The sequence below is a fragment of the Sphingomonas pseudosanguinis genome, from assembly GCF_052056765.1.
GTDB lineage: Bacteria > Pseudomonadota > Alphaproteobacteria > Sphingomonadales > Sphingomonadaceae > Sphingomonas > Sphingomonas pseudosanguinis.
The window spans coordinates 616200-635399 of record NZ_CP189888.1; the positions used below are offsets into that span (position 1 = coordinate 616200).

Consider the following 19200-nt stretch of genomic DNA (forward strand, 5'->3'; position numbering starts at 1 on the left):
CCTCGCCAGACAAGGATCAGCATGACCGATATCAGCCGTACCGCCCTGTTCGGTCGTCTCGATGCGACGGCGCTTCAGGCGATCGAGTCCGCCACCGGTTTCGCCCGGATGCGGGGCAACCCTTATGTCGAGCTGGTCCATTGGCTGCACCTGCTCGTTCAGGATGCGACCGGGGATGTCGCCGCGATTCGGGCGGCGTTCGGGATCGACGAGGCGGCGTTGGCGCGCGACATCGTCGGGGCGCTCGACATATTGCCGCGCGGGGCCTCGGCGATTTCCGATTTCGCGCCGCAGGTCGAGGAGGCGATCGAGAAGGGCTGGCTTTACGCCTCGCTGCAGTTCGGCGCGGGCAAGGTGCGGACCGGGCATCTTCTCTATGGCATGCTGAAGACCGCGACGCTGCGCAGCGCGCTGTTCGCGACCAGCAACGAGTGGCGTAAGGTCTCTGCGGATCGGCTGGCGCGCGAGTTCGAGGCGATCGTCGCGCCCTCGCGCGAAAGCACCGCGCCGGCCGTCGAGGCTGCGGGCGGAGCGACGCCCGCCGCTTCCAGCCCGGCGCCGGTCGGCGAGGCGCTGGCCCGCTATTCGGTCGATCTGACCGCGCGTGCGGCGGCGGGCGAGATCGATCCCGTGGTCGGTCGCGACGCCGAGATCCGCCAGTTGATCGACGTGCTGATGCGGCGGCGGCAGAACAACCCGATCCTGGTGGGCGAGGCGGGCGTCGGCAAGACGGCGGTGGTCGAGGGGCTGGCGCGGCGGATCGCCGATGGCGATGTGCCCCCTGCGCTGACCGGCGTGACGCTGCGTTCGCTCGACGTGACGCTGATGCAGGCGGGTGCGGGCGTAAAGGGCGAGTTCGAGAAGCGGCTGCGCCAGGTAATCGACGAGGTGGAGGGCGCGGCCTCGCCCGTGATCCTGTTCGTCGACGAGGCGCATACGCTGATCGGCGCGGGGGGACAGGCGGGGACGGGCGATGCCGCCAATCTGCTGAAGCCCGCCCTGGCGCGCGGGCGGCTGCGCACGATCGCGGCGACCACCTATGCCGAATATCGGCAATATTTCGAGAAGGACCCCGCGCTCACCCGGCGGTTCCAAGTCGTCGATGTCGCGGAGCCGGAGGCCGATGTGGCGATCGCCATGCTGCGTTCGGTGATGCCCGCGATGGAGGCGCATCACGGCGTCGTCATCCTCGACGAGGCGGTCGCGGCGGCGGTGACTTTGTCGCAGCGCTATGTGCCCGCGCGGCAATTGCCCGACAAGGCGGTCAGCCTGCTCGACACGGCGGCGGCGCGCGTGGCGGTGTCGCAGCATGCGACGCCGGCGGTGGTCGAGGATCGTCGCCGCCGCCTGGAACTGCTGGAGGTCGAGCGTGGCATCGTCCAGCGCGAGACCGATGCGCGCTATCGCCGGGACGAGCGCATCGCCGAACTGGACGCGACGATCGCCGAGGCGCGCGCCGGGGTCGAGGCGGTCGAGGCGCGCTGGGCGCAAGAAAAGGACGCGCTCGAACAGGTTCGTGCCGCACGCGAAGGCGGCGATGCGGCCGCGCTCGACACCGCGCTGGCGGCGGCGCGCGCGGCGGCGGGGGATGCGCCGATGGTGTTCGGCATGGTCGACGGCGATGCGATCGCGGCGGTCGTCGGCGACTGGACCGGCATCCCGGTCGGCCGGATGGTCAAGGACGAGATCGCGAGCGTCCTGACCATCGCCGATGCGCTGAAGGACCGGGTCATCGGCCAGGACCACGCTATGGACGCGATCGCCCGGCGGGTGCAGACCTCGCGCGCCAAGCTCGACAATCCCGACAAGCCGGTCGGCGTCTTCATGCTCTGCGGCCCCTCGGGCGTGGGCAAGACCGAGACCGCGCATGCGCTGTCCGAACTGCTGTTCTCGGGCGACGATTCGATGATCGTCATCAACATGAGCGAGTTTCAGGAAGCGCACAGCGTCTCGACGCTGAAGGGCGCGCCGGCGGGCTATGTCGGCTATGGCCAGGGCGGCGTCCTGACCGAGGCGGTGCGCCGCCGCCCTTATTCGGTGGTGCTGCTCGACGAGATTGAAAAGGCGCACCCGGACGTCCACGAACTCTTCTTCCAGGTGTTCGACAAGGGCTTCATGAACGATGCCGAGGGGCGGCATATCGATTTCCGCAACACGATCATCCTGCTGACCAGCAATGTCGGCACCGATCTGATCGCCACGCTGACCGAGGATGACGAACTGGCGCCGACCCCGGACGGGCTGGCCGAGGCGCTGCGTCCCGAACTGCTCAAGGTGTTTCCGCCGGCGCTGCTCGGGCGGTTGCTGGTGCTGCCCTATTACCCGCTGTCCAAGCCGGTGCTGGCGGGGATCGTCCGGTTGCAGCTGAACCGCATCGTGCGGCGTGTCGCGGAGCAGCATGGCATCGTCCTGACCATCGACGATGCGGTGGTCGACCATATCGTCGCGCGCTGCACCCAGGCGGCGTCGGGCGGGCGGATGATCGACGCGATCCTGACCAACAGCCTGCTGCCCGACATGTCGATCGCGCTGCTCGATCGGCGGATGCGCGGCGAAGAGGTGGCGACGATCACCGTCGAGATGGCGGGCGATACGCTCAGCTATCGTTTCGATGGCGCCGCGGCGACACCCGCTGCGCTGCCGCTTGATGAGGCGGTGGGATCATGAGGGGGCTGGTCATCGCGGTCATGAAGCGGGCGGTCGATGGAAACCCCGCGGCATAGCGTGCGCGATCGGGGCCTTGGGCTGGCGCTGGTAACGCTTGCCTTGGTATGCGGTTATCTGGGGTTGAGCGATGTCCTGGCTATCCATGACGCGGTCGTGCGGCAGGTCCCCGTCGTGACGGTCCGCACAGGAGGCGCCGCTATGATTCCGGCGGCGGCGGCCATGACGGCGATCGGTGTGATCATAATCATCCGCTTGCCTTTGCGGTGGCACAGGGGGATGTCCCTGCTCGCCATCGGTTGGCTCATATTGGCACCCGTGGCGGCGCTGACGCTGCATATCTGGTCAGGGCGGGCGCTTCCGGCGCAGGGGTATCGCCGCTGTGGCGCGGTTGCGGGCATGCGCTTTCTGACGAGCATCTGGGTGCGTGGTGACGGACGGCGTTGTCCGAGCCATGCGTGAGCAAATACCGCCGGGGCTAACCTATTTTATCCAGATGCGATGGATCGGGGCTGGCGCAAATTCGTTCTGTTGGCGTCATCATTATGTCTTGTGAGCAGTCGACGACAGGACAGATGAGGCCAGGGGCAATCAGAAAGGGGTTTTGATTGCGAAACGCTATTCTGGTGCGTGCCGGGATATGGGGTCTGACATCTTCGGGGCTGCTCGCAGGCAGCATCGGGGCGCAGGCTATTGCGCCGCGATCGGCCGAGGCGAACGCCGCCGTTTCGCAGGCGGCCAGGACGCTACCGGGTTTCTGGACGACATTCCGCAAGGCCGCACTCGCCCATGATGCGGCGGGGATCGCCCGCTTGAGCGCGCCGATCGTGACGCAGCGTGGCGAACTGGACGATGTGCCGGTTAAGCGGCTGACGCCCGACCAAGTGCCGCCGGTGCTCGCCAAGCTGCTCGCCCAGCCCGATGGCGTCGATGATGCGGGGCGCAGTCAGCGGGCGATGCTGGCGGCGACGCCGGTGCCCCGGCGCGATCCGCAGATGCCGGCGGACCGGTTCCGCTTCGGCGATATGGAGTTCACGCATGGCACGGCCGGATGGCGGCTGACGCAAATCTATTACGAGGCCGAGGACTGACGATCGCGGGACGGCGGATAAGGACGACCTGGGCGCGGAAGGAGCGCCGGCGCTAGGAAGATCGCCGGGACCGGTAACAAGGGGGAGTAGACGAGTTGCGGACGCGGGTTGCCGAACGAATGAAGATGCTGGGCGGGTTGGTCGCGCTGACCCTGCCCGCCACGGCCATGGCGCAGGTGACGACGCCGCAGCTGCCGACCCGGCAGGAGGTGACGCCGCCGGCTCCACAGCCGCGTACCGAGTCGACCGCGCGCGTCGATGCGCAGGGCGCGGTGCCCGTGTCCAACTGCCCGTTCGACGAATCGACGCTGCGGCTGACGATCCGCTCGGTCGCGTTCAGTCGGCCCGACGGCTCGCCGCTCCAGCCGCAGATCGCCGAGGCGCTGGCCGGGCTGGAGGCGCCGCAGGGGGACCAGCCGATCAAGGTGATCTGTGACGTGCGCGATGCCGCCAACGCGGCGCTGCGCCGTGGGGGCTGGATCGCCTCGGTCCAGATTCCGGCGCAGGAGATCAATGACGGCGTGCTGCGCCTTCAGGTCGTGACCGCGCGCATCGTCGATGTCCGTGTCCGGGGCGAGGCGGGGCGCTATGAGGCGCTGCTCCGCCGCCGGATCGACGCGCTGAAGGCGATGGACCCGCTCAACGAGCGCGAGGCCGAGCGGCTGTTGCTGTTGACCGGCGACCTGCCCGGTCTCGACGTCGCCTTGTCGCTGCGTCCGTCGGGTGGCGAGCGGGGCACGGTGATCGGCGATCTGACCGTCAGCTCGCGCCGTTTCGCGCTTTATGCCAATGCGCAGAACTACAATGCGCGCCAGCTGGGTCGCGAGACGCTCTATGCGCGCGGCGAGATTTATGGCCTGACGGGCCTCAGCGACCTGACCTATCTGGGCCTGTCGAGCACCGCCGATTTCAAGGAGCAGCAGATCGTCCAGGGCGGTCATGTGTTCCAGTTGAACGACAGCGGCACCAGCTTCGGCATTCGCGGTACCTATGCCTGGTCGCGGCCCGATCTGGGTGCGCTCGACCTGCGCACCAACACGCTGATCACCGGGTTCGACGTGACTCAGCCGCTGATCCGTTCGTTGCGCGCCAATGCGCGGGCGCGCGGCGGGTTCGACTTCATCGATCAGGTCTCGCGCGTCGGCTCGGGCGACCGCTCGGTCACGCTGACCCGCGACCGGTTGCGCGTGCTGTTCGTCGGGCTGGACGCCGATCGCCAGTTCCTCGACCGCAACGGCAATGTCTGGCTGGCGCTCGCGGCTTCGGGCGAGGTGCGCAAGGGGCTGGGCATCCTGAACGCCAGCGAGCGCGGCTTCCAGAGCGGCCAGCTGACCTCGCGGCTGGATGGCAGTGCCGAGGCCTGGGTGGTACGCGGCGTGATGGATGCGACGCTCAATCTGGGGCCGATCTTCAGCATCGCCGGCATCGGTCAGGTGCAGTGGGCCGACCGGCCGCTCCTGAATTACGAGGAATTCGCGCTGGGCAGCCTGACCATCGGGCGCGGTTACGATCCGGGTTCCAACAGTGGCGACCGTGCGCTGGGCGGGCGGGCCGAGCTGCGCGCCGACCTGCCCGTGGTGTCGGGGCTGGGCACGCAGTTCTATGGCTTTTACGATCATCTGTATTTGCGTAACCTGGACCGGACCGCGATCGAGGGACCGCGCAATTTCAACAGCGTAGGCGGCGGTATCCGCCTGTCGCTGCCCAACCGGCTGGTGCTGGACGTCGCCTATGCCAAGCCGTTGGACCGTGCGCTGTTGCTCGATCGCCAGCGGCCGACCGACCGCGTGCTGGTGTCGTTGACCATGCAGCTGCGGGATGCCGCCCGATAGGAGAGTGTGATGAGCCGCCGTATCTCCTCTGTTCGCCGGCATACGCTCCGGCTGGGCGTCGGCACCGCGCTGGGCGCGCTGATCGCCGCCGGTGCGCAGGCGCAGACGACCCCGCCGCGCCTGCCGACCCCGGCCGATGTCGACTCGACCCGGTCCAGCCTGCTCGGCCCGGTCATCAGCAGCGGCAATGGCGAGTTGAACGTCGGCTTGCGGTCGCGTAGCACGGTGATCGACTGGAAGGGGTTCAATATCCCCGAAGGCCAGCGGGCGAATTTCACGAATGAATCGGTGCTGTCGGGCAATGTCGCGGTGCTCAACCGCGACATTTCGGGCAACACCTCGCAGCTGTTGGGGGCGCTGAACGCGGGCAAGGACGTCGCGGTCTGGGTCTATAATCCCAACGGCATCATGGTCGGCGCCAATGCGGCGTTCAACACCGGCTCGCTGGTGCTGACCACGCTCAACCCCGACGTCAACGACTTCCTGTCGAGCGGCAACAGCTATCGCCTGCAGGGCGCGGCCAACAGCACGACCGGCATCACCGTGATGAACGGCGCGCGCATCACCGTCAGCGGCGAGCGGATGGGCCTGGTGATGGTCGCGCCGCAGATCGACGCAGCGGGCACCTTCGTCTCGGCCGGCAATACCGCCTTCGTCACCGCGACCGACGTCACGCTGCGCTACCGCGACGACAGCATCCTGTCGGTCACGCTGAACAAGGGCACCTCGGTGCCGGGGCGCAGCCAATATGTGCGTGGCAGCGTGCAGGGCACCGACGCGCTGTTCGCGCTGGCGAGCCAGGACAATGTCACCGATGCGCTGTTGCAGGTGGATGCCAGCGTCACCGCCGCGTCCGGCGGCACGCGCGGCATCATCCTGTCGGCGGGCAAGTCGCCCAGCGGACTGCGCGGCATCGACATCGGCGGCACTGCGGCGGATACCGGCGGCGTGGCCAATCTGGTCGCCAGCGGGCCGCTACGCGTCGATTATGACTATCGCGGCAACGGCAATGGCGTGCAGGCGCGTGCCACCGGCACGGCGGCCTTCACCGGCGAGCTGCGCGCGCGCGGCAATGTCGACCTGACCGCCGATGGCGCACTGTCGGTGACGGGCGCGGTGACGGCGGGCAAGGACTATAGCCTGGCCGGTTCGGGCATCACGCTGGGCGGCGCGGATACGATCGTGCAGCAGGCGGGCGGCAGCGTTCAGGCGGTGTCGACCAATGGCGACCTGGTCGGCGGCGCAGGGTTGACGCTGCGATCGGGCGGCAGCGAGTCGATCACGCTGAGCACCGGCGGCACCAGCGCGGGCGACATCCGCTTCGCGGCCGGTAGCGTGATCGGCGCGGGCGACGACCGGCGCGGCGACCTGATCCTGCGGCGGCGCAGCGATGCCAATGCGCTGGCGCTGGGCAATGTGACGGCGCGATCGCTGCGCGGGGCGGTGGGCAATGGCGCGACCAGCGGGACGCTGACGACGACGACGGCGCTGACGCTGGGCGATGTCGATGTACGCCAGTCGCTCGACCTGAAGGTGGCCGGGTTGAACGCGGGCAGTCTGGCCAGCGATGGCGGTATCGCGGTCGCTTCCACGGGCGCGCTGTCCGCCGCCGCGCTCAACGCGCGCGGTGACGATGTCGCGCTCAGCGGCACGGGCGCAACGACGGTCACGGGGAATATCCGCACGGGTAATGTCTCGGACGTGCTCATCACCCGCGACGGTGCGGTATCGCTGAACACGATCCAGGCCGCGCGGCATATCCGCATCGGCGAGCAATCGGCCGCCGCGAGTGCGACCATCACCGGCAATGTCTTTGCCGGTGGCGATTATGTCGTCCGTGCCGGCACCGTCGCGCTGGGCGGCAACGGCACGGTGACCCAGGCCGCCAACGGGCTGGTCGCGATCACCGGCGGCGCGGGCGGGATCACCGGCGCATCGGGGCTGACGCTGACGTCCAATGTCGATGGCGTCGACACCAATCCGCTGACGCTGGCGATCGAGGGCACCGGCAGTGGCGCGATCGCCTTCGCCGCCGACACGTCCTTGCGCGGCGGATCGAACCGGCAGTCGAACATCTTCATCCGCTCGGCGGATGCCGGCGGTGCGGTGTCGCTGGGGCGGGTCGAGGCGAATGCGCTGCGCGGCGCGGTGGGCAGCGACGGCTTTTCCACCGGGCTGACCCGCACCGGCACGATCAGCGTCGGCGACGTGTCGCTGAACGAAGATTTGGTGCTGCGCGCGGGCACGCTGCAGGCGGGTGCGCTGCGGGCGGACGACGGGCGGATTTCGCTGACCGCCGATACCGGTGCGGTCACGGCCGGGGCGCTCAATGCGCGCAATGCCGTGCTGGTCGATGCGGCGGGCGCGGTGGCGCTGGGCGGCGACATTGCCGCCGGGGGCGCGCTGACGATCCGCGGCGCGTCGGTGGGACTGGCGGGCACGCGGGCGCAGAGTGGCGGCGCGATCGACCTGCTGGCCCGCAGCGGCGGGATCGCGACGTCGCAGCCGCTGGCGCTGGTGTCGACCAGCCGCGACTCGCGCGACTTCGTGCGGTTGCAAGCGGCCGGCGCGGAGGGGATCGCCTTTGCAACCGGCAGCAGCATCGTGGCGGGCGACAATCGCGCGCTGCGCGTCGGCGTGTTCAACGGCACCGCCGATGCGCCGCTGGCGCTGGGTGACGTGACCGCGCGCTCGCTGTCCGCGCTGTCGACCTTGAACGCGGACGCGACGCGGCTGGGCGGCGCGATCACCGCCAATGGCGACCTGCGCTTCGGCGCGCTGAACCTGGTCGACAGTTTCGCGGCGGAAAGCCTGTGGGGAAATCTGAGCGTCGGGCGGATCGCGGTGACCGGCGACGGGCAGGGGATCAGCCTGAGCGCCGCCAAAGGTACGCTGTCGGTCCAGAACGACCTGAGCGCCAGCGGCGACGTGATCCTGGCGAGCGGTGCCGGGCTGACGCTGGGCAGCGTGGAAAGCCGGGCCGGCCGGGCTTCGGTGACGAGCGGCGGCGCGGTGCAACTCGCCGCCTTGCGCGGCGCGACGGGCGTGACCGCGCAGGGCACGACGCTGGCGATCGACGCGGTGCGCGGCGGTGCGGTCGCGCTGACCGCGACGACGGGCACGGCGACGCTGGGGGCGGTGACGGGCAATGGCGTGACGGTCGACAGCGCCGGCGCGATGAGCTTGACCAGCGTGGACAGCGGCGGTGCGCTGACCCTGACGGCGGGCAGCGGCGGCATCACCGCCACCCAGGCATTGACCGCCAATGGCGGGATCGCGGTGACCGCGACCGGCGGTGCGGTTTCGGTCGCCAATGGCGTGCGTGGAGGCGGCGCGGTGAATGTGCAGGGCCAGGCGGTGACGCTGGGCGGCGTGCAGCAGGCGGGGCAGGGCTTTGTCGCCACCGCGAGCAACGGCGCGGTCGCGACCGGCGCGATCACCGCCGGGGGCGGGATTACCCTGACCGGACCGCAGGGCGTGACCGCCGATGGCGCGCTGGTCGCGCGTGGCGGCGACGTGCGCGTCGATGGTGGGGCGGCGGCGGTCACCTTGCGCGGCGCCACCGACGCCAGCGGTGCGGTCGCGCTGTCAGGTGGCACGATCACCGCCGGGGGCGACCAGCGCGCGGGCGCGGGGTTCAGCGCGGCGGCGAGCGGCGGGCCGCTGACCTTGTTGGCGGTCAATGCCGCCGGCCCGGTGTCACTGACGTCGAGCGGCGATCTGAGCGCGGGCGCGATCGCGACCACGGCGGGCGACCTGTCGGTCGCATCCTCGGCCGGCACGGTCAGCTTGAACAACGGCGCGCGGGCCTCGGGCAGCATCGCCATCGCCGGCCGGTCGCTGGCGCTTGGTGGAACGCATAGCGCGGAGGGCGGCTATACGGCGACCGCCAGCGCGGGCGGGATCACCGGCGGCAATGGCCTGTCGATCCTGTCCGATGCGACCGGATCGGGCAGCCGTCCTTTGGCGCTGAGCGCGACGGGCGGTGCGGTGCAGTTGGGCGCGGCCCCCTTGTCGGGTGGACGCGGCGGCAGTTCGGATGTGACGATCACCACCGATGGCGGCGGCGTGACGGTGGGCGATGTCGTCGCGCGGCGGCTGGCGGTGACCGGCCCGGCGGGCAGCGCCGCGGCGATCACCACCGGCGCGCTTCGTCTGTCGGGCGACCTGTCGCTGGCGGCGGCGGGCGGCGTCACGACCGGTACGATCGATACCGGCACCGGCGCGGTGTCGATCGACGGCGGAGCCTCGGCGGTGTCGACCGGCGCGATCACCGCCGGTGGCGCGACGACGCTGAACGGCGGGACGCTGCGCTTCGGTCGCGTGTCGGCGGCGAGCCTGACCGCGACGGGCGCGGGTGTCGTGAGCGGCGGCGATGTCGATGTGACGGGTGGCATCGCGGTACGCGGTGGCGGCGCGCGAACGACGCTGGGTGCGCTGCGCGCGCGTGGCGGTGCGGTGTCGGTCGATGGCGGCAGTGGTGACGTCACGCTGGGGGCGGTCGGGGCTTCGGGCAGTACGACCCTGCGCGGCGCATCGCTGAATTTCGGGGCGGTCGACGGTGCGAGCCTGGACGCGCTGACCCCCGGAGCGCTGACCGGTGGTGACATCGCGGTGACCGGGGCGGCCTCGCTGAACGGCGGCACGGTCACGCTGGGGGGCGTGAACGCCGGCAATGGCGCGACCTTGCGCGGGGCGACGCTCGCCTTCGGACCGGTGTCGGGCAAGAGTCTGGACGCGGTGGCGACGGGCGCGCTGACGGGTGGCGATGTCAACGTGAGCGGCGCGGCGTCGGTCGGCGGCGGTGCGGTGACGCTGGGCGACGTGGCGACGGGCGGTGGCGCGACCCTTCGCGGCACCACGCTGAACGTCGGTGCGGTGTCGGGGAGCGGGCTGAGCGCGACCAGCACCGGCGCGCTGACGGTCGCGCGTGTCGACGTCACCGGCGCGGCCAGCGCCAATGCGGGCAGCGGCGCGCTGTCGCTCGGCCCGGTGACGGCGGGCGGTGCGGTCATGCTGGCGGGTGGAACGGTGAATGTCGGCGCGGTCAACGCCGCCAGCCTGGACCTGACTGGCAGCGGCACGGTGACCGGCGGCGACGTCGCGGTGACCGGCCCGGTGGCGGTGCGGGGTGGCGGCGATCGCCTGACGCTGGGGCAGGTGCGTGGGAACACGGTGACCCTCGACAGCGGCAGCGGCGCGCTGTCGATCGGTGCGCTGACCAGCACGAGCAGCGCGGCGCTGTCGGGCGGCGCGCTCGCCTTCGGGGATGCCAATGTCGGCAGCCTGTCGGCGATCGCGAGCCAGGGCGACATCACTGGCGGCGCGATCACGGCGGTCAACGACGTCGCGGTAACGGCGCAGCGCGGCGCGGTGACCCTGGGCACCGTCAACACGACGGCGGGGGCGGTGACGATCGCGTCGGTTGGCACCTTGCGCGCGCAGGGCGTGCAGGCCGCGCGCACCGCCAGCCTGACCACCACGGCACGCGATGCCGACATCATCGTCGCCGACGGCATCGTCTCGCAGGACAAGGTGTCCGTCGTGTCCGCCGGCAATATCCGCGCGCCGCTGATCCGCAGCCGCGCCGGCGATCTGGTCGTGCGCGCGCCCAATGGCGAGGTCAGCGGCCTGACGCCGGGCAGCGTCACCGCGCTGTCGGCCGGCCCCGGCCGCGCCTTCGAACTGGCGGTCGGCACGGCGGCACGGCTGGGCGACATCTCGGCGGGCCAGACGACGATCAGCGCCGCCTCGATCACCGCCGGGCGTATCGACACGGGCAGCGAGGCGATCACGCTGCGCGCCACGGACGGCGACCTCACCATCGGAGGCCTCGTGACGGCGGGGACTGCGACGCTGTCCGCGACCGGCCGGACCAGCCTGGCGGCGGTCGACGTCGCGGGCAATGTCGCGCTGTCGGGCGGCACCGGTCTGTCTTTCACCGATGTCAGCGGCGGTACGGTGCAGGCGGCGTCGGGCGGCGCGATCACTGGCGGGACGATGACCGCCGGCACCGTCCTGTCGGTCGACGGCGGGCAGGTGTCGCTGGGCGGCGCGAAGGCCGGCCAGGGGCTGACCCTGAACGCCACCAATGGCGACCTCAACGTGACGGGGCCGGTCACCGCCGGCACGGCGACATTGGGGGCGACCGGGCGGGCGATCCTCGCCAATGTGACGAGCACCGGCGACGTGTCGCTGAAGGGCGGCACCGGCCTGTCCTTCGCGGACGTCGGCGGCGGCACGGTGCAGGCGGTGTCGGGTGGCGCGATCACCGGCGGGACGGTGACCGCCGCAACCACGCTGACAGGCGAGGGCACGCAAGTGACACTGGGCTCGGCGAAGGCCGGACAGGGTGTGACGCTGAACGCCACGACTGGCGACCTGACCGTGACCGGCCCGGTCAGCGCCGGATCGGCGACGCTGGGCGCGGCGGGGCGGGCGGTGCTCGCCGATGTGGCGACCACCGGCGGCCTGTCGATCAAGGCTGGCACGAGCCTGTCCTTCGCGAATGTCAGCGGTGAGTCGGTCCAGGCATCGTCGGGCGGTGCGATCAGCGGACCGTCGATGACCGCCGCGACCACGCTGACGGCGGAAGGCGCACAGCTGTCGCTGGGCTCGGTGAAGGCCGGGCAGGGTGTGACGCTGAACGCAACCAATGGAGACCTGACCGTAACTGGCCCGGTCACCGCCGGCACGGCGACATTGGGCGCGACCGGGCGGACGGTGCTCGCCACCGTCACGACCACGGGTGACGCGTCGCTCAACGGCGGCACGGGCCTGTCCTTTGCGGAGGTGAGCGGCGGAGCGGTACGGGCGACGTCGGGTGGCGCGATCAATGGCCAGACGGCGACCGCGGGGACGACGCTGAGCGCGCAGGGTACGCAGGTATCGCTGGGCAGCGTGAAGGCCGGGCAGGGGCTGACGTTGAACGCCACCAATGGCGATCTGAGCGTCACTGGTCCGGTGACTGCCGGGACGGCGACGCTGGGCGCGACGGGGCGGACGGCGCTCGCCAATGTGGCGACCACGGGTGATCTGTCGCTCAAGGGTGGCACTGGCCTGTCCTTTACCGACGTCAGCGGTGGTGCGGTGCAGGCGTCGTCGGGCGGCGCGATCGGCGGGCAGACGATGGCCGCCGGGACGACGCTGAACGCGCAAGGTGCGCAGGTGACGCTGGCCGGTGCCACCGCAGGGCAGGGGCTGACCCTGGCCGCGACGGGTGGCGATCTGAGCGTGGGGACGTTCACCTCTGGCGGCGACTCGATCGTGTCGGCGAGCGGGCTGGCGCGCGTCAGCGGTGCGGTCGATGCGGGCGGGGCGTACCGGGTGACGGGCGCCAATGTCGCGCTGGGCGGCGGTACGGTGGCGCAGCGGGCCAAGGGCGCGGTGCGCATCACCAGCGCGACCGGCGACATCACCGGCGCGAGTGGGCTGACGCTGGCGAGCGACGCCGATGGCGTCGGCGCGGAGTCGCTGATCCTCGATGCGGGCGGTGCGATCCAGATGGCGGGCACCCGGCTTCAGGCGCGGCCGGGCGGCGGCGCGGCGCTGGGCCTGCGCGTCGGGGCAGCGCGCGCGGTGCAGCTGGGCCAGGTCGAGGCCGGATCGATCGGCCGCTTCGATGGCAGCACGATCGGCAGCGTCTTCACCCATGACGCGGGCTTCACCGCCGGCGATCTGGCGGTGAACGCGCTCGCGCTGCGGCTGTCGGCGGGCGACCTGTCGCTGGGCGAGGTCCGTGCGGGCACGGTGGACCTGTCTTCCGCCGGCGCGGTCGCGACCGGTAGTATCGCCACCAGCGGTGCCGCAGCGGTGGCGGGCAACAGCGTGACCCTGCCCGGTATCCGCGCCGGCGCGATCACGCTGCGCAGCACCGGCGCGGTCGGTGGCACCAATGGCGCACGCACCACGCTGGAGACGACCGGCGGCGACCTGACGGTCGAGGCGGGCGCGGCGAGGCTGGGTGATGTCCGCTCCGCCGGCGCGGCGACCTTGCGCGGCGAGACGGTCGATGTCGCCGGCCGGCTTCAGGCGGCGCGCGGGTTGCTGGCCGAGGCGCGTCGCGCTTTGGCCATTGGCGATGCCGGCGCGGGCGACACGATGACGCTGCGTGCGGGCGACACGCTGACCGCCGGCAAGCTTGAGGCGGCGGGCGCGCTCAATGCGACCGGCAGCAGCGTTCAGATCGGCGGCGCACGCGCGGCCACGCTCGCGGTCACCAGCACCAATGCGCTGATCCTGGGTGACAGCAGCGCCAGCGGCGGTGCGATGCTGGAGGCGGGCGGCCTCGCGACGCTGGGGGCGTTCGACGGTGGGCCGACGGTATCGGTCTCGGCGGGTGATCTCGACCTGTCGGGTGCGGTGCGCGGGACAGCCGTCACGCTGACCAACCGCGCCGCCGCGACCAGCGCGATGCGGATCGGCGACGGAACGGAGGCCAGCGGTTTCCGTCTGTCCGCCACCGAGCTGGGACGCGTCTCCGCCAATCGTCTGACGCTGAACGGTGGCAGCGGCGCGGTCGAGCTGGGCAGCGTGGCGCTCGCCCCGGCGGCGGTCGATGTTGCGACCACGGGCGACCTGCGCGTCACCGGTGCGGTGACCAGCGGCGGCACGCGCACGCTGCGGCTCGGCGGGGACGCATCGGGCCAGGGATCGGCGAGCACGATCATGGTCGAGGCGACGAGCGATGCCGGTGGCCGTCTGCGCATGCAGGACGCCGACCTGGTGTTGCAGGGATCGCGAATCGCGGTCGGCCTGCGCCCCGGCTTCATCGACACGCTGATGGAGGGCGGCGATCCGCGCGCGCAGGCGGCGGCGCTACTTTCGACCGGCAATACCGCGCTGTACAACCCGCAACTGGGCGGCGGCTTCTACGAGCCGACCGCGACCACCACGCTGGAGGCGCGGTCGTTGACCGTGCGGTTCGGCGACTATGCGCTGTTCCAGAATACCGGCGTGCCGGGGCGGCAATCGGGCCTGGTGCTGGGGTCGCAAACGGCACCGGTCACGCCGGCGCTGCGTGTCAACGGCACGGGCGTCGCGGGCAATACCAGCGTCGCGCTGTTCGGGTCGATCAACGGGATCGAGGGGGGCGCCGCCGCGCTGCTCGGCAATCCGGTGATCGAGATCGACCCGGTGCTGCTCCCGACCACGCGCATCAACGGCTGTCTGGCGGGTACGGGCACGGGGTGCCTGACCACCATCGTCATCCAGCCGACGCTGCAGGTGTTCAACTGGAACAGCGAGGACGTGTTCGGCATCTCGCAGGATGTCGCCGTCCCCTTCGCCCCGATCGTCAGCGGCAATAACGAGGATCTCTTGACCGGCCTTCCCGCGCTCGCCCCCGAAAAGCCCGCCGACCGGGAGAATGCCCAGTGAGCCTTCGGACCAAAGCCGCCTGGCCGCTGGGATGCGGGTTCGTCGCCACGCTGATGGCGGGATGCGCCACGGTGCCGCCGCCCGCGCGGCTCGACAGCTTCAATCTGGGGAAGACCGCAAGCGGCGAGGCCTGCGTCGCCACCCGCGCCTGGGCGGACCCCGCGATCGCCGATCCGTTCGCACGCGCCTATGCCATCACCTGTTCGACGGCGGCGGCCAGCCGGCCGCTGGGGGCGATCCGCGTCGTCGCGACCAGTCCCGAAGCGCTGGCGACGCTCGACGCGCAATTCGGGTGCGGCGCGGAACAGGCGGTGACGCTGGCCGGGCGGCCGGCGACGCTGCGCCGGTGCCAGGACCGGGTGACGGGGCTGGACTCTCTGCGGCTGGATCAGGTGCGCGGCGACCGGCGCTATATCGCGTCGGGCACGCCCGCGCTGCTCGCGCAGCTGGAGGAGGGGATCGCCATCACCTCGGGCGAGCGGGCGCCGAGCGCCGACGTGACCCGCACCCTGACCGCGACGATCGACCCGGCGGTGGTCACCGGCATCGGCGCGGCCGCCCCGGCCAGCGTCGCGGGCGTACAGGGCGATGCGCTGAACGTCGCGGGCGTGCTGGCACAGGGTATTTCGCTCAATCACAAGGGGCTGAATGTCGAGGCGTCGCGCATCCTGAACGACGCGCTCAGCCGCCTGCCCGCCGAGACGCCGCCCGCGACCCGGGTCGAGCTGTTGCTGGAGGCGGGACTCGCGGATTCCAACATCCTGTTCCCCGAAACGGCGGCGGCGCATTTCGCCGAGGCGGACACGCTGCTGACCAATGTGCCGGCCGCGCGCAACGCGTTCCTGATGCGCAAGCGCGACACCTATCACGCGCTCGACGCGCTCAACCGCCGCGCCTTTCGCGAGGCGCTGACCGAGATCGACCGCAGCGGGCAGGTCGCGCAAAGCGCCGCCGCACAGCCGCTGACCGATCCCGAGACTCTGCGCCAGCTCAACCAGCCGCGCACGGCGGGCGCGGCGGCGCTGGCGGTGGCCGACGCCTCCAACCTGGCGGCGCGCGTATTGGACGTGCAGCGCGACTATACCCGCAGCGTCGCCTTGCTGGCGCTGGGGGACGAGGCGGGGGCGACGACCGCGATGGACGCGGCGGCGCTGGCCTATCGCCCGCTGTCGAACCAGCGGCTCGACCAGTCGCGGCTGTTGTGGCTGGGCGCGCGGATCGCGCGACAGCGCGGGCGGCTGGAGGCGCGCGCCGGGCGCTATGGCCGCGCGCTCGACCGCTATAACGATGCGGTCGACCAGTTGCGGCGCGGCTCGATCGCCAATGGCGGCACCGGGGCCGAACCGGCGATCGCCGAGGCCGAGCTGGAACGCGCGGCGGTCTATGCGCGCACCGGCGCCAATCGCGATTCGGTGCGCAACACCTTTGCCGAAGCGGTCGACGCGCTGATCGCCTCCGGCTCCACCTCATTCGGCAATTCGATCGGGATGGAGGATTATCTCGACCTGCTGGTGGGCGAGGCGGCGCAGCCGCGCGCCGATACCTATGACCGCTTCTTCCGCGCGGTGCAGGCCAATGGCGAACCGGCGGTCGCACGCCAGCTGACCCAGCTGCGCGCGGTGGTCGCCGCCGATCCCAAGCTGGGCGCGGTGATCCGCGAACGCGCCGATCTGGAGCGTGAGATCACCCGTCTGCGCTATGCGCTGGCCGACAAGCGCGAGGATGCGGCGGCATCGGGCACCGATCTGGTGCGCGCGCGCGACGCGGCCGAGGCGCGGCTGCTTCAGATCGATGCGCAGCTCGCCGCCGACCCGCGCTATCGTCAGGTGGACGAGGCGCCCGCGACACTCGCCGAATTGCGCGGCGCGCTGCGCCCCGGCGAAGTCTATGTGAAGCTGACCGAACTCAATCGGCGCATCTATGGCCTGGTGGTGACGGCGGATCGCACGATGATCTACCATGTCGCCAATTCGACCGAGGCGAAGGCGGCGGTCGACCAGCTCGGCGATCAGCTGCGCGCATCGATCGACGGCGGCCTGCGCCAGGGGCAGTTGGTGCCGTTCGACGAGGCGCGCGGCTATACGCTCTACCGGCTGGTCAGCGGCCCTGCGGCGGGGCTGATCGCGGCGGCGCCCTCGATCGTCGTCGATCCGGCGGGGCCGCTCGCGCGCCTGCCCTTGGGCACGCTGGTCACGCGCTACGACGCACAGGCGCCCAAGGGGGCCGATCCCTTCGATTTCTCGCGCACCGCTTTTCTGGCGCGCAGCGCCGCGATTTCGACCGCTTTGTCGCCGCGCTCCTTCCTGGTCGCGCGCGCATTGCCGCCATCGCGCGCCCGGCGGCCCTTCCTGGGCATGGGCGACCACCGGCCGCCGCCGACGCCGGCACCGGGCGTCGCCGCCAGGCCGGTCGAAGTGGGCTATGGCTGCGCGGTCGATTTCGGCCGGCTGGCCAGCCTGTCGCGCAGCCTGAAGCCGATCAGTCCGCGCGAACTGGGCATCGCCGCCGGCGCGCTGGGCGACGGACACGGCACGATGATAACCGGCGCGGCGTTCAGCGATACGGCGGTCAAGGCGCGCACCGATCTCGACCAATATGAGGTGCTGCACTTCGCCACGCACGGGCTTGAGGAAGGCATGTGGGGCTGCGCCAAGTCGCCGCCCGCGCTGGTCACCTCCTTTGGCGATGCGGGGTCGGACGGGTTGCTCAGCTTCTCGGAGATCGCCGATTTCCGGCTCGACGCGAACCTCGTCGTCCTGTCCGCCTGCGACACGGCGGCAGGCGTGCAGGACGAGGCGGTGGCGCGCTCGGCCGGCCAGGAGGAGGCGGGGGCGACGCTCGACGGGCTGGTCCGCGCCTTCCTGACCGCCAACGCGCGCGCGGTGCTCGCGACCTATTGGCAGGTGTCGGCCGAGGCGGAGAGCGATGCCTTCATCCGCGCCTTCTACGAACGCGGCCGCACCGGCACGATGGGCGAGGCGTTGCAGGCGGCGCAACGCACGTTGATGACGCAGAGCGCCTATTCGCATCCCTTCTACTGGGCGCCCTATTTCCTGGTCGGCGACAGCAGCAAGACGATGCTCTCCCCGCCGCCCGCGCAGGTGGCGCAGCGGTGACGCGCGCGGCCGCCGGCGTGGCGGCGGTGGCCGGGCTGGCGATCGTCGCGGTCTGGCTGCGGGTCGCGCCCGGCTGGGTCGGCGGGCTGGTGGCGAGCATGGGGCCGGCGGCGGGCGAGGCGCTGTTCAACCTGCTGATCTTCGCGCCGATGCTGGCGCTGGGGATCATCGGGGCGTGGCTGGGCGGCGGTGCGATATGGCCGCGCGGTGGCATGGGGCGATCGGTGCGCACCGGGCTGCTCTGCGGCGGTGGCGGGCTGGCGCTCGCCATCGCTTATGTGGCCACCGCCGGTGTGCTGCACCGGGGACAAAGCGGCGGCATCGGTACGGTCTGGCTGTTGGGCATCGTCACCATCGCCGTGCAGGTCGTCGCCGAGGAGGCGGTGTTCCGCGCCTGGCTGCAACCGGTGGCGCAGCGTTGGCTGGGTGCCTGGGTCGCGGTGCCGCTGGTCGCCCTGATCTTCGCCGGCCTCCATATCTGGGTGCAGGGCGGCCACCTGATCGCACTCGGCAACATGGCGCTGGGCGGATTGCTGTTCGGCCTGCTCGCCTGGCGGGAGCGCGGCATATCGGGTGCGGTGGCGGCGCATCTGGCATGGAATGCCGGCGAGCAACTGGTACTGGGGCTGGACCCCAATCCGGGGATCGGCGGCTTCGGCGCGATCCTCGACCTGGAACTGGCCGGTGCCCCGCTTTGGAGCGGGGGCGAGGCCGGCCTGAACGCCAGCCTCGCCATGAGCTTCGCACTGATCACCGTGCTGCTCGCGCTGGCGGCCGCGATGCGGGGGCTCAGCGGCCGTTCGCCGACCAGTGCGGCGCGAATGGACGCCGCCTACTCGATCCGTTCCTCATAGCGCGATAGCACCGTCATGACGGCGGGCCGGTCGGCATAACGCCGCTTCAGCGAGGCGAGCGCCGCATCGGTGCCGGTGCAGGTACGGGCCAGCCTCTTTTCGAGGAAGGCGGCGCGCGCTTCGTCGGCGGCTTCTTCGCCTCGCATGTGATCGCATGCGTCTCGCCTGGTGCGGAAGGCCCGCACATCGGCGGGCAGAGTGGCCTTTGCCTCGGCGGGGGCTGGTCGGTTGCTGTCAGCCTCGGTGCCGGGGCCGCACCCGATCA

At 71.3% G+C, this 19200-nt stretch carries 8 protein-coding genes; 7 read left to right on the forward strand and 1 reads right to left on the reverse strand.

Features of this window, described 5'->3' with window-relative positions; all coding sequences use genetic code 11:
* The first annotated feature begins 21 nt into the window (after positions 1-21).
* From tssH to ACQHGV_RS02855, 7 genes are all read left to right on the forward strand, one after another.
* Positions 22-2667 (forward strand): type VI secretion system ATPase TssH, encoded by a 2646-nt coding sequence (gene tssH, locus ACQHGV_RS02825; protein WP_440979348.1) that lies wholly within the window; start codon positions 22-24, stop codon positions 2665-2667.
* Between the two features lie 36 nt (positions 2668-2703).
* A complete protein-coding gene (locus ACQHGV_RS02830; RefSeq protein WP_440979349.1) occupies positions 2704-3126 on the forward strand; it encodes a hypothetical protein in 423 nt (140 codons plus the stop codon).
* 146 nt (positions 3127-3272) lie between these two features.
* Positions 3273-3755: a hypothetical protein gene (locus ACQHGV_RS02835; RefSeq protein WP_440979350.1), complete on the forward strand. Its 483-nt coding sequence runs from the start codon at positions 3273-3275 to the stop codon at positions 3753-3755.
* Positions 3756-3874: 119 nt separating this feature from the next.
* A complete protein-coding gene (locus ACQHGV_RS02840; RefSeq protein ID WP_440979351.1) occupies positions 3875-5587 on the forward strand; it encodes a ShlB/FhaC/HecB family hemolysin secretion/activation protein in 1713 nt (570 codons plus the stop codon).
* A gap of 9 nt (positions 5588-5596) precedes the next feature.
* The gene (locus tag ACQHGV_RS02845) at positions 5597-14965 is read left to right on the forward strand and encodes a two-partner secretion domain-containing protein (RefSeq protein WP_440979352.1); all 9369 of its coding nucleotides are present in this window, start codon (positions 5597-5599) and stop codon (positions 14963-14965) included.
* Entirely contained in the window at positions 14962-18081 is a 3120-nt protein-coding gene (locus ACQHGV_RS02850; RefSeq protein ID WP_440979353.1) for a CHAT domain-containing protein, read from the forward strand. The genes ACQHGV_RS02845 and ACQHGV_RS02850 overlap by 4 nt, the downstream gene beginning before the upstream one ends.
* On the forward strand, positions 18078-18935 hold the full coding sequence (locus ACQHGV_RS02855; RefSeq protein ID WP_440979354.1) for a lysostaphin resistance A-like protein: 858 nt from the start codon (positions 18078-18080) through the stop codon (positions 18933-18935). The genes ACQHGV_RS02850 and ACQHGV_RS02855 overlap by 4 nt, the downstream gene beginning before the upstream one ends.
* On the opposite strand, the gene ACQHGV_RS02860 is transcribed toward ACQHGV_RS02855, so the two are convergent.
* Positions 18914-19081 (reverse strand): hypothetical protein, encoded by a 168-nt coding sequence (locus ACQHGV_RS02860; protein WP_440979355.1) that lies wholly within the window; start codon positions 19079-19081, stop codon positions 18914-18916. The two genes, ACQHGV_RS02855 and ACQHGV_RS02860, sit on opposite strands and share 22 nt — an antisense overlap.
* Positions 19082-19200: the final 119 nt, after the last annotated feature.